We start from the raw sequence: 21,935 nt of genomic DNA on the forward strand, positions 1-21,935 counted from the left end.
TCGGCATCGGCGGTGACCCGGTCATCGGCACCACGCACATCGACGCGCTCCAGGCGTTCCAGGACGACCCGGAGACCGACGCGATCGTGATGATCGGCGAGATCGGCGGCGACGCCGAGGAGCGGGCGGCGGAGTTCATCAGGGCTTCCGTCACGAAGCCGGTCGTGGCCTACGTCGCGGGCTTCACCGCGCCGGAGGGCAAGACGATGGGCCACGCGGGCGCCATCGTCTCCGGCTCCTCGGGCACCGCCCAGGGTAAGAAGGAGGCCCTCGAGGCCGCCGGCGTGAGGGTCGGCAAGACGCCGAGCGAGACCGCCGCCCTGATGCGCGAGGTCTTCGCCACCCTCTGATCGGCCGCTGACCTGCCCAGTTCTGTCGCAACTCAGGCCTGACTTGCGGCAGAAGTGGGCAGGTCGGCGGGGCGTCACGCTGGCACCGGGGGACCGCGCGGTTAGGCTCCGGAGCGCATGAACCGTCCCATCACCGCCCTCTTCGCCGCGCTCGAGGCGCTCCTCGTGGGCGGCCTCGGGATCGGCGTGCTGCTCGTGCCGCTGACCGCGCTGTGGGCCTTCCAGTACGACCTGCAGATCGGCTGGCCCGTCTTCTACCGCGTCGCTGCGGACGCCTGGCTGCTCGGCCATGGCGTCGACATCCGCTTCGTCCTCGACGCCCGCGTCGCCGGTGCGCTCGGGCTCCCCGCGGCGGGGACTCCGTTCGTGGTGGGCATCGGTGCGCTGGGCGGGGCGCTGCTCACGGCAGTGCTCGCCGCACGAACGGGGGCGCGGCTGAGCCGGACCGAGCATCCGGTCCTCGGCGCACTGGCGGCGGTCGGCTGCTTCGCGGTCCTGGCTTTCCTCGTGGTCCTCACGGCGGGGACGACCGCCGCGCAGCCGTCGCGGTGGCAGGGCGTGCTGCTGCCGACCGCGGTGTTCGCGGGAGGCGCCGCCGCCGGCTGGCTGCTGCGCCGCCGTTCCTCCCCGGACCAGTCCCCGGCCGGGCGCCGCCTCCCGCGGATCCCCATCGTCGTCCGCGAGGCGGTCCGGATCGGACTCGGTGCCGGCGCATCGATCCTCGCGGTGGCTGCCGTCGCCGTCGCCGCCCTGCTCGTCGTGCGGTACTCCACCGTGATCTCGCTCTACGAATCGCTGCAGGCCGGACCGCTCGGCGGCGCCGCACTCACGGTCGCCCAGCTGGCGCTCCTGCCGGACCTCGTGATCTGGGCCGCCGCCTGGCTCGTGGGCCCCGGGTTCGCGCTCGGTGCCGGCTCCTCCGTTTCCCCGCTCGGCACCTCCGTCGGTCCCGTGCCGGCACTCCCGATCCTCGGGGCGGTTCCGCCCGGCGACTTCGCGTGGGGGTTCCTCGGTCTCCTGGTGCCGGTCGTCATCGCGTTCGTGCTCGGGTCGCTGCTTCGACAGCGGGTGGACCGGGCCCTTCTGCTTCCCCCCTCCCTCGGAGCTCTCGCCGCCGTCGGCGGCGGAGCAGGCGCCGCCGCCGGTCTCGCCCTCGCCGTCGCGGCCGCCGGGGCATCGGGAGCGGCGGGACCCGGCCGCCTGTCCCAGGTGGGGGCGGATCCGCTCCTCGTCGGTCTGCTCGCGGCCGTCGAGGTCGCCATCGGTGCGACCCTCGGCCTCCTCGCTGCTCGTCGTCGCGAGCCTGCCGGCGAACCGTTCCGAGGATCGCTTCACGAGGAGGCGCTTCGCTAGGCTTTCGGGGTGCTCTCCCTCGTCGTCCTCATCTCGGGCGGAGGGTCGAACCTGCGCGCGCTGCTCGAGCAGACCGAGCACGCGGACTTTCCCGCCCGAGTCGTCGCGGTCGGCGCCGACCGTGACGCCGGCGGCCTCAGCTACGCCGAGGCGCACAGCGTGCCGTCGTTCACGGTTCCGTTCAGCTCCTACCCCGGTAGGGAGGAGTGGGGCGCTGCCCTGCTCGAGCACATCCAGCAGTGGCAGCCCGATCTGGTGGTCCTCAGCGGCCTGATGCGCCTGCTGCCGGCCTCGGTCGTCGGCGCGCTGTCGCCGCGGATGCTCAACACCCACCCCGCGTACCTGCCGGAGTTCCCCGGCGCCCACGCCGTGCGCGACGCCCTCGCCTCCGGAGTCGCCGAGACGGGAGCCAGCGTGATCGTCGTCGACGAGGGCGTCGACAGCGGGCCGGTGCTCGCCCAGCGGCGGGTCCCGATCCTGCCGGGCGACACCGAAGCAAGCCTGCACTCCCGGATCAAGGCCGTCGAGCGCGCCCTGCTCGCCGACGTGATCCGGGACATCGCCGAAGGCACGACCCGACTCGAGGAGCACATCACCGCATGAGCGGACCCCGCATCGACCCCAGCCTCTACCGCGAGCGCGACCTCGTCCCGATCCGCCGGGCGATCGTGTCGGTGAGTGACAAGACCGGCCTTCCGGACCTCGTGCGCGCACTCGTCGGAGCGGGGGTCGAGATCGTCTCCACCGGCTCGACGGCTGCGCTGATCGCCGCGGAAGGGCTGCCGGTCACCGAGGTGGCCGAGGTGACCGGGTTCCCGGAGTCGCTCGATGGGCGCGTGAAGACGCTGCACCCGGGCATCCACGCGGGCCTCCTCGCCGATGTGCGGCTCGAGGACCACGAGCGCCAGCTCACCGAGCTGGGCATCCGGTCCTTCGACCTCGCGATCCTCAACCTCTACCCCTTCGCCGAGACGGTGGCGGCAGGGGCCGACGCCAGCGAGGTGATCGAGCAGATCGACATCGGCGGGCCCGCGATGGTCCGCGCGGCCGCCAAGAACCACGCCAACGTCGCCGTCGTCGTGTCCCCGGCCGGCTACCCGGAGATCCTCGCCGCACTCGCGGCGGGCGGCACGACCCTCGAGCAGCGCCGCAGGCTGGCTGCGGTCGCCTTCGGGCACACGGCCGCCTACGACCGCCAGGTGGCGGACTGGATGGACGCCGCGACAGGATCGGCCGGCACCATCCTGCGCGTGGAGGCAACCCTCGCGCGCTCGCTGCGCTACGGCGAGAACTCCCACCAGGACGCCTCGCTGTACACGATGTCGGGCGGTCATGGCATCGCGCAGGCCGAGCAGCTGCAGGGCAAGGAGATGAGCTACAACAACTACGTCGACGCGGACGCGGCCGTGCGGGCCGCATTCGACTTCGAGCGCCCCGCCGTGGCGATCATCAAGCACGCCAACCCGTGCGGCATCGCCGTCGCGTCCACCAAGGCCGTCGACCCCATCGCGTCCGCTCACATCCGCGCCCACGAGTGCGACCCGGTGTCCGCGTTCGGCGGCGTCATCGCGGCGAACCGCACCGTGACGCTCGGCATGGCCGAGCAGGTCGCCGACGTCTTCACCGAGGTGCTGATCGCCCCCGACTTCGACCCGGACGCCCTCAGGAAGCTCCGCACGAAGAAGAACCTGCGCATCCTGCGGCTCCCGGCGGACTATCGCCGTGAGCCGCGCGAGTTCCGGCAGATCAGCGGCGGCGTGCTGGTGCAGAGGACCGACAGCTTCGATCAGGGGGTGAACTCCGCGCAGTCGGACTCCACGCAGTGGCGCCTCGTCTCGGGCGACGAGGTCGACGCGGCAACCCGGGACGACCTCGATTTCGCCTGGCGGGCCTGCCGCGCCGTCAAGTCCAACGCCATCCTGCTGGCCGACGGGGGCGCCTCGGTGGGCGTCGGCATGGGGCAGGTGAACCGGGTCGACTCCTGCCATCTCGCCGTGTCCCGGGCAGGCGGCCGGGCCCGTGGCTCCGTCGCCGCATCCGATGCGTTCTTCCCCTTCGCGGACGGCCTGGAGGTGCTCCTGCGAGCCGGAGTGCGCGCGGTCGTGCAGCCGGGCGGCTCGGTCCGGGACGACGAGGTCATCGAGGCGGCGCGCCGGGCGGGCGTTGCCATGTACTTCACGGGGGAGCGGCACTTCTACCACTGAGGCCTGGGCGGCTCGCATGGCGGCCGCCAGTAGGGTTGTCGGGTGAATCAGCCCCCGTCCCGCCGGCTCCTCGCGGCGGCGCTCGCTGCCGCCGTCACGGCGCTCGTCGCCCACGCCGCCACGGTCTTCCTCTTCTTCGTCGGCAACAGCTTCGCCGCCACCGTGCTCGGTGCCGCGAACGCGTTCTTCGGCTTGGCGACTCTCGTCTCGTTCCTGCTGCTGCTGGCCGGGGGCTACCTCACCGGGTTCCGGACACGCCCGCTCGCGCTCGCCGTCGGCGTCGTCGCAGGGGTGCTGGGGGCTGTCGCCGGCACGACGGCAGGTGCTGTGCTGGCCGGATCCGCGCTCGGCGGGGACCTGCTGGCCAGCGTGGCCCCGACCCTCGCCGGCGTCAACCTCACCTTCGTCCTCTGCACGGCGCTGGCCGCGGTCGCGCTCGCGCCCGCACTGCGGCGCCGCGTCGCCGACAGCCGGCCCGCTGTGCTGCGCCGCGGCAGGACCGCGCTCGTCCGGCTCCCCTCCGCCACGCTCGAGCAGGGCGCGGTGAGCCACCTCGAGCGGGTTCCCGTCGACACCGCCAGGGCGGACGAGCAGTGGGCCGCCTACGTCGACGCGTTCCGCGACGAGGGGTGGGAGGTCCTCGAGGTGCCGGTCGCCGACGAGCTGGCCGACTCCGTCTTCGTCGAGGACACCGTCGTGCTCTTCGGCTCGCTGGCCGTGCTGACCCGGCCGGGTGCCGAGCATCGGCGCGACGAGCTTCCCGGCGTCGAGGACATCCTGCGCAGCCTCGGCATCCGCGCGACTCGCATCGTGGAGCCCGGCACGCTCGACGGCGGCGACGTCCTCAAGGTGGGCTCCACGGTGTACGTGGGCCGCGGCGGGCGGACGAACGCCGAGGGCATCCGCCAGCTGCGGACCGCCATCGTCCCCCTCGGGTTCCGGGTGGTGCCCGTGCCGACGAGCCGCGTCCTGCATCTCAAGTCGGCGGTCACGGCCCTGCCCGACGGCACGGTGATCGGGTCCGCAGCGACCGTCGACGATGCCCGGATCTTCCCCTCCTTCCGGGAGATGCCTGAGCCGGCCGGGGCCCAGGTGGTGGTGCTCGACGACAGCACCGTGCTGATGGCGGCCTCCGCGCCGCGATCGGCGGCGCTGCTCGAGTCGCTCGGCTACCGGGTCGTCACGGTCGACATCTCGGAGTTCGAGAAGCTCGAGGGCGGCATCACCTGCCTCTCCGTGCGGCTGCGCTGACCACGCCCCTTGCCGAGCCCTCTCCGCCCAACTAGCGTGGAAGGCTCGACCGGCACGAGCTGATGAGGGAGGACCGGATGGGCCTCGCGTTCCGCCGCTCGGCGACCTCCCTGCACTCCGCTCCCGCCTCGCGCGCTCCCCAGGGCTGACTCTCTTCCCCTCTCCGCACCACCGGCCCTCGCGGCCATCGAGGAATTCCCATGTCTGTCGACTCCGGCGCCCGGTCCTCCACCCTCCGAGCCCTCGCGCGCCTGCGGCCCTTCGTCCGGCCGGCACTGCCCCGCCTCATCGCGGGGATGGCGGCCGGTCTGCTCGCGGGCCTCGTGGCGCTCGCCATCCCGCAGCTGCTGCAGGTGCTCGTGGACTCCGCGCTGCAGCGAGGGGATGCGTCCGCCGTGCTGCCCGCCGCCTTCGGGATCCTCGGGCTGGGCGTGCTGGAGGCGGGGGCGATCCTGACTCGCCGGTACCTCGTGCTCACCCCCAACACGCACGTCGAGGCGCGGATGCGCAATGCGCTCTACGCGCATCTCCAGGCGGTGCCGGTGTCCTTCCATGACCGGTGGCCGAGCGGCCAGCTGCTCTCGCGGGCCGTGCATGACCTCAACCTGATCCGCCGCTGGCTCGCCTTCGGAGTCGTCCTGCTCGTCGTCAACGGCGTCACCGTGCTGGTCGGGGCGGCGCTCCTGTTCCGCATCGATGCGCTCCTCGGCGCCCTCTTCCTCGTGAGCTCCATCCCCATCTGGTTCGTCAGCCTGCGCTTCGAGCGCAGCTACAGCACGGCGGCCCGGCGCAGCCAGGACCAGGCCGGCGACCTCGCCACCGCCGTGGAGGAGTCGGTGCACGGCATCAGGGTGCTCAAGGCCTTCGGCCGCGGGGGCCATGCCCTCGAGAAGTTCGAGCGACAGGCCGACGAGCTGCGCGGCACCGAGATGCAGAAGGCCCGCGCCACGGCGTTCATCTGGCGCTGGCTCACGCTGATTCCCGACGCCACCCTCGCGCTCTGCCTCGTGCTCGGCGTCGTCCTCGCCGCCCGCGGCGACGTGACGGCCGGCTCGCTCGTCGCCTTCTTCGCGACGGCCACGGTGCTTCGGTTCCCGCTGGAGTCGATCGGCTTCCTGCTCGCCTTCACGCTCGACGCGCGCAACGCGACGGACCGCTTCTTCGAGGTGCTGGACGAGCCGGTGCGGATCGCCGACCCGATCGAGCCGCGCACTCTGCCGTACCCGAAGGGACGGCTGGAGTTCCGCGGGGTGCACTTCCGCTACCCGGACGCGCCGGCCGGCATCCCCGACCTGCTCGACGGGATCGACCTCATGATCGAGCCGGGCGAGACCATGGCCCTCGTCGGTCTCACCGGCTCGGGCAAGTCGACCCTCACCGCGCTGCCGCCGCGGCTCTACGACGTGACCGGGGGAGCGATCCTCCTCGACGGGCTGGACGTGCGCGACCTCCGGCTCGGCGAGCTGCGCCGGCACCTCGCCATGGCCTTCGAGGACGCCACCCTGTTCTCGGACACGGTTCGGGCCAATGTGCTGCTCGGCGCGGCGCCCGACGCAGGGGACGACGTGCTGCACGAAGCGCTCGGCATCGCCCAGGCGGCCTTCGTGTACGACCTTCCACAGGGGGTCGACACGGTCATCGGCGAGGAGGGGCTGAGCCTCTCCGGCGGGCAGCGGCAGCGCCTGGCGCTCGCGCGCGCGGTCGCGGCCAAGCCGTCCGTGCTGGTGCTCGACGACCCGCTCTCCGCGCTCGACGTGGAGACCGAGGAGCTCGTGGAGGCCGCGCTCCGCCGGGTGCTCTCCTCGACGACGGCACTCGTCGTCGCGCACCGGCCCTCCACCGTCATGCTCGCCGACCGGGTGGCGGTGCTCGAGCGGGGCCGGATCACCGCGGTCGGGCGCCATTCCGAGCTGCTCGCAGAGAACGAGCACTACCGATTCGTCATCTCGAGCCTCGATGACGAGCCCGCCGAAGGGGCGGTCGCATGAGCACCGCCAGCGTGTCCGGGGTCACCGGCGAGGAACGGGACGACCTCTCCCGCACCGAGAGCCGGTCGATGCGCAAGCGGTCGCAGCGGCTGCTCCTCACCCTGCTCCGGCCCCTGCGCAAGCAGATGGCGCTGACCCTCGCGGTCGTGATCCTGAGCACGGCCGCGCAGGTGGCCGGGCCCACGCTGGTGGCCGTCGGAATCGACCAGGGCGTCCCTGCGCTCGCGGCGGGGGACTGGCTGCCGCTCGTGCTCGCCGGCGGAGGCTTCCTCGCCAGCATCGTGATGGGGTCCCTGCTCATCGGCTGGTACCGGGTGCTCCAAGCGAGGATCAGCCAGGCGGTGCTGTTCGATCTGCGGCGCCAGGTGTTCCGCCAGACCCAGGGGCTGAGCATCGACTTCCACGAGTCCTACACCTCCGGGCGGATCATCGCCCGGCAGACGAGCGACCTCGACTCGATCCGGGAGCTGCTCGACGAGGGCCTCGGCAACCTCGTCTCCGGCGTCTTCTACACCCTCTTCACCGCGCTCGCCCTCGTCCTCCTGGATCCCCAGAGCGGACTGGTGCTGGCGGTCGCGGTGATCCCGCTGTGGTTCCTGGTGCGCTGGTTCCAGACTCGCTCGCAGCGCCAGTTCCGGGTAACCCGAACGGCGTCGGCACGGCTGATCGTGCAGTTCGTCGAGACGATGACCGGCATCCGAGCCGTGAAGGCGTTCCGGAAGGAGGAGCAGAACCGGGAGAAGTTCGCGGGCCTCACCGAGGACTACCGCCAGGCCAACGCGGGAGTATTCCGGCTCTTCGGCACCTTCGAGCCGGGGCTCGTGCTCATCGGCAACGTCACGGTGGCGACCGTGCTCCTGTTCGGCGGCCTCCGCGTGGCCTCCGGCGAGCTCGCCATCGGCGCGCTGCTCGCGATCCTGCTCTACGTCCGGCGCTTCTTCGACCCGCTCCAGGAGCTCGCGATGTTCTACAACGGCTACCAGTCCGCCTCGGCCGCGCTCGAGAAGATCTCGGGCGTGCTCGAGGAGCGGCCATCGGTCGCGGACCCGGCCCACCCGGTCGACCTCCACACGCCCCGGGGCGCGGTGCGCTTCGACGGAGTGGAGTTCGGCTACCGGGGCGGCGCGGTGATCCTGCCCCGCTTCGACCTGGACATCCCGGCAGGCCAGACGATCGCGCTCGTGGGATCGACCGGCGCGGGCAAGTCGACCCTCGCCAAGCTCGTCTCGCGCTTCTACGACCCCTCCGAGGGGGCGGTCCTGCTCGACGGGCTCGACCTGCGGGAACTGGCCCCCGCGCATCTCCGCCGGGCGATCGTCATGGTGACCCAGGAGGCCTACCTCTTCTCCGGTTCGGTCGCGGACAACATCGCGCTGGGCAAGCCCGACGCGACCCGGCAGGAGATCGTGAGCGCCGCGAAGGCGGTCGGCGCTCACGCGTTCATCGAGGACCTCCCGCAGGGCTACGACACCGACGTCAACAAGCGCGGCGGGCGCGTCTCGGCCGGCCAGCGGCAGCTGCTGTCGTTCGCGCGCGCGTTCCTCGCCGACCCGGCCGTGCTGATCCTCGACGAGGCGACCGCGTCCCTCGACATCCCGAGCGAGCGGGCGGTTCAGGATGCCCTGCAGACCCTCCTCTCGGACCGCACGGCGCTGATCATCGCCCACCGGCTCTCGACGGTCGCGATCGCCGACCGCGTGCTGGTGATGGAGCGCGGCCGGGTCGTCGAGGACGGCACCCCCGAGCAGCTGATCGGCGGCACCGGGCGCTTCGCCTCGCTGCATGCAGCATGGCGCGAGTCGCTGGTCTGATCCCCGGCGGGCGGCCCCGTCAGGGCAGCCAGCGGGCGGCGTCGAGGTCCACCCGGTAGCCGGCGTCGGTGGCCGCGGCGACGAGGGGCGTGCCCTCCTCCTCGTAGTGCTCGCGGGCGCGCTCCGCGTGGCCGGTGGGCGGATGCCCGCCGGCGCGCAGGACGCGCCACCACGGCACCGACGACCCGTGGTAGCGCATCACCATGCCGACCGCCCGTGCCCCCGGTCTGCCGAAGACCCACGCGACGTCCCCATAGGTCAGCACCCGGCCCGGGGGGATCCGGGCCACAAGGTCGAGCACCTGCTCGGTGTACTCGCCCGCGCGCTCGAAGACGGCCATCAGAGGGCGAGGGCGCCGACGACCTCGCCGTACTGGGTCTCGGACACGGGGGTGAAGCCCAGGCGCAGGAAGAACTGCTCGGGCCCGTTCTCGCCGGGCTCCCACATCACGGTGAGGCGGTCGAAGCCGCGAGCGCGGGCCTCCTCGGCGAGGGACTGGACGGCGAACCTGCCGACGCCGTGCCCCTGAGCGTCGGCGGCCACATTGATGCGCCAGATGCAGCTGCGGAACTCGTCGTGGGAGGCATCAGGGTCGAAGTTGCCCATGATGAAGCCGACCACCTCGCCGTCCTCGAGCACCACCCGCGGCCACGCGGTCGTGGGGTTCACATACGCCTCGGAGATCGAGTGCGAGACGGGAGCGACGAACTGCTCCTGGCCGGGCTTGAGCGTCAGCGAGTTGGCCGCGACGACGTTGCCGGCGTTCAGTTCCTCGAGGACGAGCGTTCCCATGGCTCAGGATATCCCGCAGTGGCCGCGCGCGCACGGGGGCGAAGCAGCTCGACGTCGACGGATCCAGCCCGGCGGCTAAGCTGATCGAGGCATCCGCAGGGGTGCGCGAGACGCGGCAGGAGCGAGCACAAGTGGCAGCAGGCGAGAAGATCAAGGTCGAGGGCACCGTCGTCGAGTTGGATGGCGACGAGATGACCCGGATCATCTGGCAGAGGATCAAGGACACGCTGATCCACCCCTACCTCGCCGTGAACCTCGAGTACTACGACCTCGGCATGGAGAACCGCGACGCGACCGACGACCAGGTCACGATCGACTCCGCGAAGGCCATCCAGAAGCACGGCGTCGGCGTCAAGTGCGCCACCATCACGCCGGACGAGGCCCGCGTCAAGGAGTTCGGCCTCAAGAAGATGTGGCGGAGCCCGAACGGGACCATCCGCAACATCCTCGGCGGCGTGATCTTCCGCGAGCCGATCATCATCTCGAACATCCCGCGGCTCGTGCCCGGCTGGAACAAGCCGATCATCGTCGGCCGCCACGCGTTCGGCGACCAGTACAAGGCAACCGACTTCCGGTTCGAGGGTGCTGGCACCCTCACCGTGAGCTTCACCCCAGCCGACGGATCCGAGCCGCAGTCGTTCGAGGTCTTCCAGGCGCCCTCGAGCGGCGTCGCGATGGCCATGTACAACCTCGACGACTCCATCCGCGACTTCGCCCGCGCCAGCCTCAACTACGGCCTCGACCGCAGCTACCCGGTGTACCTCTCCACGAAGAACACGATCCTCAAGGCGTATGACGGCCGCTTCAAGGACATCTTCCAGGAGGTGTTCGAGAGCGAGTTCGCGGACAGGTTCGCGGCCGCCGGCATCACCTACGAGCACCGCCTGATCGACGACATGGTGGCAGCCTCCCTCAAGTGGGAGGGCGGCTACGTCTGGGCCTGCAAGAACTACGACGGCGACGTGCAGAGCGACACCGTGGCCCAGGGCTTCGGCTCCCTCGGCCTGATGACGAGCGTCCTCACCACGCCGGACGGCAGGATCGTCGAGGCGGAGGCCGCGCACGGCACCGTCACCCGGCACTACCGCCAGTGGCAGCAGGGCAAGCCCACCTCGACCAACCCGATCGCCTCGATCTACGCCTGGACTCGGGGCCTCGCGCACCGCGGCAAGCTCGACGGCAACCAGGCCCTGATCGACTTCACCTCCACTCTGGAGGATGTGGTCATCAGGACCGTGGAGTCCGGCGCAATGACCAAGGACCTCGCCCTCCTGGTGGGCCCGGACCAGCCATACCAGACCACGGACGAGTTCCTGGACACCCTGGCGGCGAACCTCAAGTCCCGCCTCGGCTGACCTTCGGCCCGCTCGGTTCCCCCCGCCCTGTCCGCCAGTCGCGACGAGAAAGCGCCCGCCCCCTCGAGGGGACGGGCGCTTTCTCGTGCCGCATCAGGATCCGGAGGCCTGGCCCGTCGTTCCCACCGTGATGGTGTTGCTGCTGGAGCCGGTGCCCACCTCGATCTTGCGGGGCTTCGCCCGCTCGGACACCGGGATCGTGACGCTCAGCACGCCATTCTCGTAGGTCGCGGAGATGCGCTCCGTGTCGATGCCCTGGCCGAGGTTCAGCTGGCGCAGGAAGGAGCCGGCCTGGCGCTCCCGGGCGAGCCACTTGACGCCATCGCCGTTGCCCAGCGTGCGCTCAGCGCGGATGGTGAGGAGCTGGCCGTCGACATCGATGTCCACCGAGCCCGGGTCGATGCCCGGCAGGTCGGCGCTCAGCACGTAGTGGTCCCCGTCCCGGAACAGGTCCATCGGCATCAGCCGGGGCCCACGGTTCTCGAGCAGCGAGCCGGCGAGCCGGTCGAGCTCACGGAACGGGTCGAAGTTCATCGCCATGGAGGTTCCTTTCGTGAGGGCCGCAGGAGCGGCGGGGGAGGAGATTCTGTAGTTGAGTCTCATCGACTCAACTACGACGAGATTAGCACTCGTCCTAGGAGAGTGCCAAGTGGTTTCGATCGCCTGCGGCGAACGGGGGAGAGCGCCCGCCGCTACGCTGACAATCGCCACGTTCCCGTGCCCGGCACGTCGGACCGGCTCCTCTGAAGCTTCGGGAAGGGATGGTCGATGACGCCAGCCGCGCCTCCCAGCGCTGCCCCCTCGCCGGATCCCGACCGGGGTGGAGGAGGCGTGCGGGTGGGCGTCGACGTCGGCGGCACCACCACCGATGCCGTCGCCATCGACGCAGGGGGCAGGGTCCTCGCCCGCCACAGCCTGCCCACCGGCCACGGCGCCGGTGCAGTGCTGGAATCCACGGTCGACGCGGTCGCCCGGATCGCCGCTGAGCTGGACCTCCCCGCCCGGGCGTTCGGCTCGCTCGGGGTCGGCGTCCCGGGAGCGGTCGACTCCGCATCGGGCCGAGTCACGCACGCGGTGAACCTGGGCGTGGAGACTCTGGAGCTCGGGACGGAGCTGACCAGCCGGCTCGGCGTGAGCGCCCGGGTGGAGAACGACGTGAACGCGGCGGCGCTCGGCGCCTACTCGCTGCAGCCCGTGCGCGACGGGGCTGAGGCGCCGTCGATGGCGTACCTCAACCTGGGCACCGGGCTGGCCGCCGGACTGGTCCTGCGCGGGCAGCTGTGGCGGGGATCGCGCGGTGGCGCGGGCGAGATCGGGCACATCCCGCTCGATCCGCATGGCCCCCTGTGCGGCTGCGGTCAGCGCGGCTGCCTGGAGGCGCTGGCCTCCGGCTCGGCGATCGCCCGGCTGTGGCCCACTGCCTCGCCGCGTCCGGTGCAGGCGCTCTTCGACGCGGCGGACGAGGGGAACCGGGACGCCATCGCCGTGCGGGACCGGCTGACCCAGCACATCGCCTCTGCTGTGCGGGTGCTGGTGCTCACCGTCGACGTCGACGCCGTCGTCATCGGCGGCGGGGTCAGCTCCCTCGGTCCCCGGCTCCTCGAGGGCGTGCAGGCGGCGCTCGACGCCGGGGCGAAGGTCTCGCCGTTCCTCGCGTCGCTCGAGCTGTCCGCGCGGGTTCGGCTGCTGCCTGAGGGGTTCCCGGCGGCCGGGATCGGTGCGGCGCTCGTCGGAGCGGCAGCGGCACAGGGAGCGGCCGGCTGATGGCGGAGGTCGTGATCCTGCCCGACCGAGAGGCGGCCGGAATGCTCGCCGCGGGCGCCATCGCCGAGCTCGTCGCGCGCAAGCCCGACGCGGTGCTCGGGGTGGCCACCGGGTCCACCCCGCTGCCCGTCTACCGTGCGCTCACCCGCCTCCGGCTCGACCTCTCCCGCATCCGGGCGTTCGCCCTCGACGAGTACGTGGGACTGCCGCTGGAGCACCCGCAGAGCTACCACTCGGTGATCGAGCGAGAGGTGACAGCGCCGCTCGGACTGGAGCCCGCCCAGGTCGCCGTCCCCGGCGACGGGCCCATCGAAGCCGCCAGCGAGGACTACGAGCGAGCGATCGCCGCAGCGGGCGGAGTGGATCTCCAGCTGCTGGGCATCGGCACGGACGGGCACATCGGCTTCAACGAGCCGGGCTCCTCGCTCGCCTCCCGGACCCGGATCAAGACCCTCACCGAGCAGACCCGACGCGACAACGCGCGCTTCTTCGCCGCGGTGGACGACGTGCCTCGGCACTGCATCACCCAGGGGCTCGGCACCATCCGGGAGGCCCGGCACCTGGTGCTGCTCGCCTTCGGCGACGAGAAGGCCGATGCGCTCGCCGCGGCAGTGGAGGGCCCCGTCACCGCGTCCCTGCCCGGGTCGGTGATCCAGCTGCATCCCCGTGTCACCGTTCTCGTCGACGAGGCGGCCGGCTCGCGCCTGGTCCACGCCGACTACTACCGGTACGTGTACGCCAACAAGCCGGACTGGCAGCGCCTGTGATCAGGATGCGCGCGAGGGTGAGCCGATGACCGCCCCGCCGGCGGTCGGCGGGCCGTCGAACGCGGCCGGGGCGGTGCTCGTCCACGGCGCCCGACTGCTGGACGCGCACGGCTTCCGCGACGGCTGGCTGCTCCTCCGCGACGGCAGGATCGAAGCGGGGGGCGACGGAGACCCGCCGGAGGGACACCGGGGCGAGCGCATCGACGCCACCGGCGGGGTCCTCGTGCCTGGCCTTCTCGATCTGCACCTGCACGGCGGCGGCGGGCGGAGCTTCGACGAGGCGGCCGACGCCGCTGCCGTCGCCGTGCTCGCGGCACACCGCGAGCGGGGCACGACGGGCACGCTCGCCAGCCTGGTGAGCGCGCCGATCGACGAGTTGGAGCGCTCCCTGCTGCGCTTCGCGGCGCTCGCCGAGCGGGAGCAGGGAATCCTCGGGGTGCACCTCGAGGGTCCCTTCCTGTCTCCGAGCAGGGCGGGAGCGCACGCGCTCGAGGCCCTGTGCGAACCGACGGCCGACCGGGTGGACCGGCTCCTGTCGGCTGGGCGCGGGGTCCTCCGCTCGGTCACCCTCGCGCCGGAGCTGCCAGGCGGGCTGGACGCCGTGCAGCGGTTCGCCGAGGCGGGCGTCCTCGTCGGCGTCGGCCATACAGAGGCGGACTACGACCTCACCCGGGCGGCGTTCCGGCGCGGTGCCCGCTTCCTCACGCACGCCATGAACGCGATGCCCGGCCTCGGCCACCGCGCGCCCGGACCGGTGGCGGCCGCGCTCGACGACCGCGAGGCGGTGCTCGAGCTGATCCTCGACGGCGAACACGTGCACCCCGCCCTCGCCCGGCTCCTCTTCGCCGCCGCTCCGGGCCGGATCGCCCTCGTCACCGACGCGATGGCCGGTGCCGCCGCGGGGGATGGCGACTACCTGCTCGGCGGACTCGAGGTGACGGTGCGGTCCGGCCGGGCGACGCTGGCGGGGACGGCGACACTGGCCGGTTCCACCCTGACGACCTCAGCGGCCCTGCGCGGCGCTATCCGGGCGGGCATCGATCCTGCCGACGCAGTGGCCGCGCTGACGACGGTGCCGGGCCGGCTGCTCGGCGAGGGCGACCGCCGCCTGCTCCGCCCCGGGTCGGACGCGGGGGTCGTGCTCCTCGACGGGGACTGGGCGGTGCGCCGGGTCTGGCCCGTCAGCGGAAGATGATCGTGCGAGCGCCGTCGAGGAGCACCCGGTCCTCGGCCAGCCAGGTCACCGCCTGACGAAGGGTGCGGCACTCCTCGTCCTGGCCGATCGACATCAGCTCGGCGGGTGTGGCCGCGTGGTCTACCCGGACCACGTTCTGCTCGATGATCGGGCCCTCGTCCAGATCGCTCGTCACGAAATGGGCCGTCGCCCCGATCAGCTTCACACCCCTGGCATGCGCCTGCTTGTAGGGGTTCGCCCCCTTGAAGCCGGGGAGGAAGGAGTGGTGGATGTTCACGGCCCTGCCGCGCAGCTTCTCGCACAGCTCCGGGGAGAGGATCTGCATGTAGCGGGCGAGCACCACCAGCTCGATGTCGTGCTCGTCGACCGCCTCCAGCACTCGGCGCTCGAAGTCCGTCCTGCTGTCGGCGTCGGTGATCCGGCGGGACTCGAACGCGACTCCGTAGAACGCGGCGAGGTCGCCGAGCACCGCGTGATTGCCGAGCACGAGGGGGATCTCCACCGGCAGCTGGCCGGACCGCTGCCGGAAGAGCAGGTCGTTGAGACAGTGGCCGGCGGTGGACACGAGCACCAGGGTGCGCTTGCGCCTGCCCACCTGGTCCAGCTGCCAGGAGAGCCCGAAGCGCGCGATGACCGGCTGGAGGGCCGCCAGCACCTCCTCCCGTGCGGCGTCCGTCTGCAGCTGCAGACGCAGGAAGAAGCGACCCGTATCCGCACTCGAGAACTGCTGCGACTCCGTGATGTTGCCGCGAGCCGAGACGATCGCCCCGCTCACCGCATGCACGATGCCCGGCTGGTCCTGGCAGGAGAGGGACAGCACCCAGTGCTGGGAGGCCATCTCGTCGCGATTCGGCTCGAGCAGGGTCACCGGCCCAGCGTACTGGCGACCTCACGGCCGGATGGGCAGTGCCTACACTGGGAAGGACATGCAGTCCCGCCCCGCGCCCTTCCCCACGCTCGGGCTCCTGGTCCTCGCCGGCGCGATCTTCTGCTCGGTGACGGGGGAGTTCCTCCCCACCGGCCTCCTTCCCGAGATGGCCCACGACCTCGGCGTCTCGGTGCCGCAGACGGGGCTCCTCGTCTCGGTGTTCGCCGTCACCGTGGTCGCCGCGACGACCCCGCTCGCCGCCCTCACCCGGTCGGTGTCCCGCAAGCGACTGGTCGTGCTGGTCCTCCTGGTCAACGCGGGAGCCACCGTGTTCTCCGCAGTCGCGCCCACCTATGAGGTCCTCGTCGGGGCGCGCATCCTCGCCGGCCTCGCACACGGCCTGTTCTGGGCGGTGGTGGGCGCCTACGCCGCCCACCTCGTGCCCAAGGAGCAGCTGGCGCGCGCCATCGCCATCAGCGGAGCGGGAGCGACCGCCGCGTTCGTGCTGGGAGTACCGGTGAGCACGGCCCTCGGGCATCTGCTCGGCTGGCGCCTCTCCTTCGTCGGCCTCGCGGTTGCCATGGTCGTCCTCGCCGGCCTTGTGGTGCGCGCACTGCCCCCGGTGGACCACGGGGTCTCCCTCGCCACGGGCGAGATCCCGTTGCCGGCCCGACGGGACCCCTCGTTGACCCCGGTCCTCCTCCTCTGCGTGACGATCGTGTTCGTGCTGGTCGGCCAGAACGTGTTCTACACCTACATCGCCCCGTTCATCACCGGGGCGATGGGCTTCGGTCCCGACGCGGTCGGCCTCCTCCTCTTCGTCTACGGCGGGGCAGGGGTGCTGGGGCTCGTGCTCGCGGGCCTGGTCGCCACCCGGCACCCGGTGTCCTCGATCGCGGTCGCGGCAGGCGCGGTCATCGCGAGCATGGTCGCGCTCGCCGCCGCCCCGCAGCTGCAGTGGCTCAGCGTGGCCGCCATGGCGGCCTGGGGAGTCGCCTTCGGCAGCCTGCCGCCCCTCCTCCAGACGCGGCAGATGCATCTCGCGTCCGAGCGGATCCGCGACCTCGCCGCCGCGGGGATGACGACCGCGTTCAACGTGGGGATCGGTGGAGGGTCCCTCGTCGGCGCTCTGATTCTCGACCGGTGGGGCATCGAGACGCTGCCGTGGGTCGGAGCCGGCATCCTGACGGTGGGCACCGTCCTCTTCCTGGTCCTCTCTCTTCGCGAGAACCCAAGGAAAGCGTCAGCGGCGTCGGTTATCGTGTAGCACCCCGACTCCTGTGAGGACGCATGGCTACGGTTCCGCCCGCCGACCGCACCTCGCCGACGCTCGATCCCCGGTACGATCCCCTGTTCCAGCGCGGCCATGCCGATGCGGGCAGCGAGGTGCGACCCATCGTGCGGGCGAGAGTGCTGAGCGGGGACGCCGTGGGACCTGCTCCCGAGGTCGTCGCCGAGCCCTCTGCCCGGCTCGCGGAGGAATCGCCGGTGCGGCCGCCCCGGCGGATCCTCGCCGTGCTGTGGACGGTCAGCGCCGCCCTCGTCTTCGTCGGGGTCACGCTGCACTTCTCGCTCGGCGCCGGGCGCTACGGCAGCTATTCGCTGACGCCGTCGACCGATGGCACGGTGCGTTTCAGCGACGGCCGGTCGGTCCAGCAGGTGCTCGCCACCGAGCTGCTCACCACGCTCGCGCCGTATCTCGTGCTGCTCGGCCTGGCCACCGCGATCGGCGCGCTGTTCCTGCTCGCCGCCCGAACAGACGGGAGGGCGAGATGACGACCGTGGAGACGGATGTCCGGGAGGGCGTCAGGCGCATCCTCCGATCGCTCGAGACGGTGATCGACGGGAAGCCCGAGGTCAGCGCCATGGCGCTGACCGTGCTCCTGGCCGAAGGGCACCTCCTGATCGAGGACGTCCCCGGTGTCGGCAAGACGATGCTCGCCAAGACCCTCGCCCGATCGGTCGGCGGCACCGTGAGCCGGATTCAGTTCACCCCCGACCTGCTGCCCTCGGACGTCACAGGAGTCTCGGTGTACGACCAGGGCAGCGGACAGTTCGAGTTCAAGCCCGGCGCGGTGTTCGCCAACCTCGTGATCGGCGACGAGATCAACCGGGCGTCCCCCAAGACGCAGTCCGCCCTGCTCGAGTGCATGGAGGAGGGGCAGGTCACGGTCGACGGCCGCACCTGGCGCCTGCCCGATCCGTTCATGGTGGTCGCCACCCAGAACCCGGTCGAGATGGATGGAACGTACGCGCTGCCCGAGGCGCAGCGGGATCGCTTCATGGCGTCGGTCTCCATGGGCTATCCGGACCCGCAGGCGGAACTCGCGATGCTGCGCTCCCGCGAGGCCAGCAGCCCCCTCGACGCGGTGCGGCCGGTCGTCTCCATGGACGAGGTCCAGGCGATGATCGCTGCGGCGCGCGCCATCTACCTCTCGCCCGCCGTGGAGCAGTACCTCCTCGCGATCATCACCGCCACCCGATCCCACCCCGACCTGCGCCTGGGCGCGAGCCCCCGGGCCACGCTGCAGCTCGCGCGGGCCGCCAAGGCGCGCGCCCTGCTCGAGGGCAGGGACTTCGTGCTTCCCGACGACCTCGAGTCCCTCGCTGTGGCCGTCCTCGCGCACCGCATCCTCCCCAGCCGCCAGGCGCTCGGCCGGAGCGGCACGAGCGAGTCGGACACCGCGGCCGAGATCGTCCGGGGGATCGTCACCGAGACCCCGATCCCACGGGCGTGAGCACCGCCCGCCCCGCTCCGCGCCGTCGGCGCCTGGACCTCGCCCTGCCCCGGCTGACGGCACGGGGCTGGGTGGTGCTCGCGGCCGCTGCGGTGGCGGTGATCGTGGCGATCAGCGTGGGCTGGCGGGACCTGCTCTATGTGGGGCTCGTGCTCGGCGCGCTCGTGCTGGCGTCGGCCATCGCCGTCCGGTCGCGCGCCGCCTCCCTGGTCGCCGAGAGGCGCAACTCTCCGGACGTCGTTCCGTCCGGCGGCCGGCTCGCCGTGCAGCTCACGGTCTCGAACACCGCATGGCTGCGCACACCCGCGCAGTGGTGGCGGGACCTCACGCCCCGGGGCATGCCCTCGCCCGAGTTCCAGGCGCTGCCCTCCCTCGCCGGACGCGGCTTCCCCGGCTCCTCCATCCGCCTCGGTCACCAGCTGACCGCCGGAGAGCGGGGCGTGGCCTGGATCGGCCCGATGGTCGTCGAGCACGGGGATGCCTTCGGCCTGGTCCTGCACGAGCGGCTCGTGGGCGAGCCCGCCCCGCTCACGGTCCTGCCGCGGATCGTCCCGCTCGGGGGAGCGGTTGCGGGACGCACGAGCATCGCCGACGCGTCGGTCCCGGCCTGGAAGACGGGGCACGGCCACGACGACGTCGTCCCCCGCGAATATCGTGCGGGCGATGCGCTGCGGCACGTCAACTGGCGCGCGACGGCACACCGGGGCGAGCTGATGGTGCGCCAGGCGCAGAGCCAGGACGAATCGCGCGCCCTGCTGGTGCTCGACACCCGCCGGGAGAGCTACCCCTCCCTCGACGCGTTCGAGTGGGCGGTGTCCTTCACCGCGTCCCTGCTCGTGCATCTGTCCGACAGCGGCGTCGGGGTGTCCCTCCTCGAGACCGCGCCGAGCGGCACAGGGATGGCGGACGTGGATCGCACGCCCCGGGAGGCGCTGCTGTCGCTCGCCACGGTAGACCGGCGCGCCGGTCGCTCGATCGCCGCCGGCTACCTCGACCGGCTCGGCGATGCGCTGACGGCGGCGCCCGCTCCCGTGTATGCGGTGCTCGGGGCGGTTCCCGACCAGGAGCTCCGCGAACTGGCGGGCCACAAGTCCCGCGCCTCCACCGCCGCACTGGTGCTGGTGGGCGACCGGGGGCGGAGCGTGCCCGATGAAGTGTGGTTCGCGGGCTGGCGATGCGTCTCCGCGTCGGCCACGGAGGACATGGCGGACGCCTGGCGGCAGGCGTCGGCGGCGGGCAGGGCGGCATGAGCGGCACCAGGGGCCGGCCCGTCGAGGGGCGCTCGACCTGGGGGATCACCGCCGCCGCGCTGCTCGCGACGATCGTGGCGGCGGGCTCGCTGCGCACGCTCATCCAGGGCGACTCCTGGTGGTGGACCGCGCTGTTCGTCAGCGTCCTGGCGCTCGCCGCCTCGGCGGGGGTCCGCGCGATCCGGCGCATCGCGGGACTCGCGCCACTGGCCGGACTGGTCGCGACGGTCGTCGCTCTGCTCCTGCTCTGGGTGCCCGGCACCCTCGCCTGGGCCATCCTGCCGACGGAGCGCACCTTCCCGGCGCTGGAGGGGCTGATCCGCGCCGCCCTGCGCCAGATCTACCTCGACACCCCTCCCGCCACGTCCACCGACGGCCTGCGACTGATGGTCGCCGGCGGTGTCGCGCTGCTCGCGGTCGTCATCGACGGCCTCGTGGCCGGGGCCCGGCTGCCCTGGCTCGCAGGCGTTCCGCTGCTCGTCCTGGCCATCGTGCCCGGCCGGGCGGTGGACCGCGGCGACGACCTGCTCGGTGTCACCGGAAGCGTCCTCGCCTTCCTGCTGCTCGTCTGGCTCGACCGTCGCCGCGACCTGGCTCGGCCGCCCGCCTCCAGTGCCGCTGCGCTGGCCGCCACCGCGGTCGTCGGCGCCCTGCTCGTCCAGGCGTTCGTGCCCGCGATGCTCGACCGAAGCCCCGCGTCGGCGAGCACTCTGCGCCCCGTCTTCTCGCCCGGCGCCGATCCCCTCCTCCGGCTGGGGGAGCACCTGCGCCAGGGCGCCGACCTGGTCGCGCTGACCTACCGCACCACCGCCTCCCGTCCGGTCTATCTCCGCGTCGTCACGATCGACGATCTCAGCGGCGACGATTGGACCCCGGCCCTGCCGGACGGGGGCCGGGCCGACTACCGTGGGCTGGCCGACTTCCCGTCGCCTCACGGGCTCGCTGATGACGTGCAGCGGGACGAGGTCGTCACGCGGGTCAGCGACGCATCCGGGCAGCGGCGCTGGCTTCCGGTGCCCTACCCGGCCACGTCGATCGAGGGGCTCGGCGCCGAGTGGGTGTGGCAGCCGGAGTCGCTCACCGTCGGGTCGCTCAAGCAGGCCAGCACGGTCGGCGAGTACGCCATCAGCAGCCTCCAGCTGGACCCCACCGTCGACCAGCTTCGAGCCGCGGGGGACGTGCCGCCCGGGTTCGAGCGCTACCTGGCGCTTCCCGACGACCTCCCCGCGATCATCTCGGACACCGCGGCGACGGTCACCGCCGACGCTGAGACCCCGTACGACCAGGCGGTCGCCCTGCAGGCCTATCTGCGCAGCACCCAGTTCGAGTACGACGAGGAGACGCCGGCCCGGGCCGCGGACGGCGACAGCTTCGACGTGCTCGCGACCTTCCTCGAGGCCAAGACCGGCTACTGCGTGCACTTCGCCTCCGCGATGGCGGTGCTGGCGCGGGACCTCGGCATCCCCGCGCGCATCGCCGTCGGCTACCAGCCGGGGGACCGCCGGATCGGCGAGGCGGGCGTCTTCGAGGTGACGACCCACGACCTGCACGCCTGGCCGGAGCTGTACTTCGAGGGGGTCGGCTGGACCAGGTTCGAGCCGACCCCGGGACGAGGCGACGTGCCCCGCTTCCGGGCGGGCGACATCCCCAGCGACAACACGCCCGAGCCGACCGCATCGCCGTCCGCGTCGACCACGCCGGAGCGCACCCGCGAGGAGGAGGCCGCCGCGGCCGCCGCAGCAGGCGGTTCGGGCGGCCCGCCGCTCGGCGGACTCCTGATCGGCGGCGCCACCGCTCTGGTGCTGCTGTCGCCGGCCGGGGCCAGGGTCCTCCGGCGGCGTCGCCGGGTGGGCGCATCCGGTCGGGTGCCGGCAGGGCGCGCCTGGGACGAGCTCCAGGACACCGCTCTCGACCTCGGCTTCCTCGAGCAGGGAGCCCTCACCCCGCGGTCCTTCGCGGGCCGGCTCGGGGACACGATCGGAGCGTCGGACACGGACCGCACCGACATCGACCGGCTCCTCGCCGCGGTGGAGCGGGAGCGCTTCGATCGTCCCGAGCGACGAGGCGACGGGGTGGATGGGGTGCTCGTGCGGTCGCTGCTCGCGCGGATGAGCTCCAGCCGCGGTCGTCTTGCCCGGATCCGGGCCGTCCTCGCGCCGCGGTCCCTGCTGGTGCGCGCCACCTCGAGCAGGCTCGCCTCCTCCTTCGTCCGGCCGCGCCGGCCCGAACCCGGAAGGCTGTAGCCGCCC

General features: G+C 72.4%; 19 protein-coding genes and 1 pseudogene. 16 read left to right on the plus strand and 4 right to left on the minus strand.

The genetic code is table 11. The annotated features are described in order from the left end of the window. The 7 genes and pseudogenes from JWR33_RS12300 to JWR33_RS12330 all read left to right on the plus strand — a co-directional run. A pseudogene (locus JWR33_RS12300) lies at positions 1 to 350 on the plus strand (succinate--CoA ligase subunit alpha); the annotation flags it as partial. A 117-nt stretch (positions 351 to 467) separates the two neighbouring features. Next, a complete protein-coding gene (locus tag JWR33_RS12305; RefSeq protein ID WP_297412209.1) occupies positions 468 to 1,703 on the plus strand; it encodes a DUF6350 family protein in 1,236 nt (411 codons plus the stop codon). 9 nt (positions 1,704 to 1,712) lie between these two features. Beyond that, positions 1,713 to 2,306, plus strand: coding sequence for a phosphoribosylglycinamide formyltransferase (purN, locus tag JWR33_RS12310; RefSeq protein WP_297412210.1), 594 nt, complete (start codon positions 1,713 to 1,715; stop codon positions 2,304 to 2,306). Continuing rightward, the gene (gene purH / locus JWR33_RS12315; protein WP_297412211.1) at positions 2,303 to 3,907 is read left to right on the plus strand and encodes a bifunctional phosphoribosylaminoimidazolecarboxamide formyltransferase/IMP cyclohydrolase; all 1,605 of its coding nucleotides are present in this window, start codon (positions 2,303 to 2,305) and stop codon (positions 3,905 to 3,907) included. The genes purN and purH overlap by 4 nt, the downstream gene beginning before the upstream one ends. Positions 3,908 to 3,949: 42 nt before the next feature. Further along, positions 3,950 to 5,158 (plus strand): dimethylargininase, encoded by a 1,209-nt coding sequence (gene ddaH / locus JWR33_RS12320; protein WP_297412212.1) that lies wholly within the window; start codon positions 3,950 to 3,952, stop codon positions 5,156 to 5,158. A gap of 200 nt (positions 5,159 to 5,358) precedes the next feature. Beyond that, on the plus strand, positions 5,359 to 7,146 hold the full coding sequence (locus JWR33_RS12325; protein WP_297412213.1) for an ABC transporter ATP-binding protein: 1,788 nt from the start codon (positions 5,359 to 5,361) through the stop codon (positions 7,144 to 7,146). Next, on the plus strand, positions 7,143 to 8,957 hold the full coding sequence (locus tag JWR33_RS12330) for an ABC transporter ATP-binding protein (protein WP_297412214.1): 1,815 nt from the start codon (positions 7,143 to 7,145) through the stop codon (positions 8,955 to 8,957). Before JWR33_RS12325 ends, JWR33_RS12330 begins: the two co-directional genes overlap by 4 nt. A gap of 19 nt (positions 8,958 to 8,976) precedes the next feature. Here the strand turns inward: JWR33_RS12330 and JWR33_RS12335 are convergent, their stop codons facing one another. Together JWR33_RS12335 and JWR33_RS12340 are read right to left on the minus strand one after the other, a co-directional pair. After that, positions 8,977 to 9,297, minus strand: coding sequence for an MGMT family protein (locus tag JWR33_RS12335; protein WP_297412215.1), 321 nt, complete (start codon positions 9,295 to 9,297; stop codon positions 8,977 to 8,979). After that, on the minus strand, positions 9,297 to 9,749 hold the full coding sequence (locus tag JWR33_RS12340) for a GNAT family N-acetyltransferase (protein ID WP_297412216.1): 453 nt from the start codon (positions 9,747 to 9,749) through the stop codon (positions 9,297 to 9,299). Before JWR33_RS12340 ends, JWR33_RS12335 begins: the two co-directional genes overlap by 1 nt. Before the next feature lie 131 nt (positions 9,750 to 9,880). Here JWR33_RS12340 and JWR33_RS12345 point away from each other — a divergent pair, with 131 nt between their 5' ends. Continuing rightward, the gene (locus JWR33_RS12345) at positions 9,881 to 11,104 is read left to right on the plus strand and encodes an NADP-dependent isocitrate dehydrogenase (RefSeq protein WP_297412217.1); all 1,224 of its coding nucleotides are present in this window, start codon (positions 9,881 to 9,883) and stop codon (positions 11,102 to 11,104) included. Between the two features lie 93 nt (positions 11,105 to 11,197). Here JWR33_RS12345 and JWR33_RS12350 read toward each other — a convergent pair whose 3' ends face one another. Further along, a complete protein-coding gene (locus JWR33_RS12350) occupies positions 11,198 to 11,644 on the minus strand; it encodes an Hsp20/alpha crystallin family protein (protein ID WP_297412218.1) in 447 nt (148 codons plus the stop codon). Positions 11,645 to 11,941: 297 nt separating this feature from the next. Between JWR33_RS12350 and JWR33_RS12355 the strand changes: the two genes are divergently transcribed. Genes JWR33_RS12355 through nagA form a run of 3 tightly spaced genes read left to right on the plus strand, consistent with a single transcriptional unit; the run spans position 11,942 to position 14,830 of the window. Continuing rightward, positions 11,942 to 12,868 carry an ROK family protein gene (locus JWR33_RS12355; RefSeq protein WP_366074209.1) on the plus strand — a complete coding sequence of 309 codons (927 nt, stop codon included), beginning with the start codon at positions 11,942 to 11,944 and terminating at the stop codon, positions 12,866 to 12,868. After that, on the plus strand, positions 12,868 to 13,635 hold the full coding sequence (locus JWR33_RS12360; protein ID WP_297412219.1) for a glucosamine-6-phosphate deaminase: 768 nt from the start codon (positions 12,868 to 12,870) through the stop codon (positions 13,633 to 13,635). The genes JWR33_RS12355 and JWR33_RS12360 overlap by 1 nt, the downstream gene beginning before the upstream one ends. A gap of 25 nt (positions 13,636 to 13,660) precedes the next feature. Continuing rightward, positions 13,661 to 14,830, plus strand: a complete 1,170-nt coding sequence (gene nagA, locus JWR33_RS12365; protein ID WP_297412220.1) for an N-acetylglucosamine-6-phosphate deacetylase — start codon at positions 13,661 to 13,663, stop codon at positions 14,828 to 14,830. On the opposite strand, the gene purU is transcribed toward nagA, so the two are convergent. Further along, the gene (gene purU, locus JWR33_RS12370; RefSeq protein ID WP_297412251.1) at positions 14,817 to 15,668 is read right to left on the minus strand and encodes a formyltetrahydrofolate deformylase; all 852 of its coding nucleotides are present in this window, start codon (positions 15,666 to 15,668) and stop codon (positions 14,817 to 14,819) included. The two genes, nagA and purU, sit on opposite strands and share 14 nt — an antisense overlap. 88 nt (positions 15,669 to 15,756) lie before the next feature. Here purU and JWR33_RS12375 point away from each other — a divergent pair, with 88 nt between their 5' ends. Genes JWR33_RS12375 through JWR33_RS12395 form a run of 5 tightly spaced genes read left to right on the plus strand, consistent with a single transcriptional unit; the run spans position 15,757 to position 21,929 of the window. After that, positions 15,757 to 16,965, plus strand: coding sequence for an MFS transporter (locus tag JWR33_RS12375; protein ID WP_297412221.1), 1,209 nt, complete (start codon positions 15,757 to 15,759; stop codon positions 16,963 to 16,965). 23 nt (positions 16,966 to 16,988) lie between these two features. Continuing rightward, a complete protein-coding gene (locus tag JWR33_RS12380; protein WP_297412222.1) occupies positions 16,989 to 17,474 on the plus strand; it encodes a hypothetical protein in 486 nt (161 codons plus the stop codon). Further along, positions 17,471 to 18,436, plus strand: coding sequence for an AAA family ATPase (locus JWR33_RS12385; RefSeq protein WP_297412223.1), 966 nt, complete (start codon positions 17,471 to 17,473; stop codon positions 18,434 to 18,436). The genes JWR33_RS12380 and JWR33_RS12385 overlap by 4 nt, the downstream gene beginning before the upstream one ends. Further along, positions 18,433 to 19,686 carry a DUF58 domain-containing protein gene (locus tag JWR33_RS12390; protein ID WP_297412224.1) on the plus strand — a complete coding sequence of 418 codons (1,254 nt, stop codon included), beginning with the start codon at positions 18,433 to 18,435 and terminating at the stop codon, positions 19,684 to 19,686. The genes JWR33_RS12385 and JWR33_RS12390 overlap by 4 nt, the downstream gene beginning before the upstream one ends. Further along, positions 19,683 to 21,929: a DUF3488 and transglutaminase-like domain-containing protein gene (locus tag JWR33_RS12395; protein ID WP_297412225.1), complete on the plus strand. Its 2,247-nt coding sequence runs from the start codon at positions 19,683 to 19,685 to the stop codon at positions 21,927 to 21,929. The genes JWR33_RS12390 and JWR33_RS12395 overlap by 4 nt, the downstream gene beginning before the upstream one ends. Positions 21,930 to 21,935 lie beyond the last annotated feature (6 nt).

The sequence above is a fragment of the Naasia sp. genome (assembly GCF_025465545.1).
Lineage (GTDB): Bacteria > Actinomycetota > Actinomycetes > Actinomycetales > Microbacteriaceae > Naasia.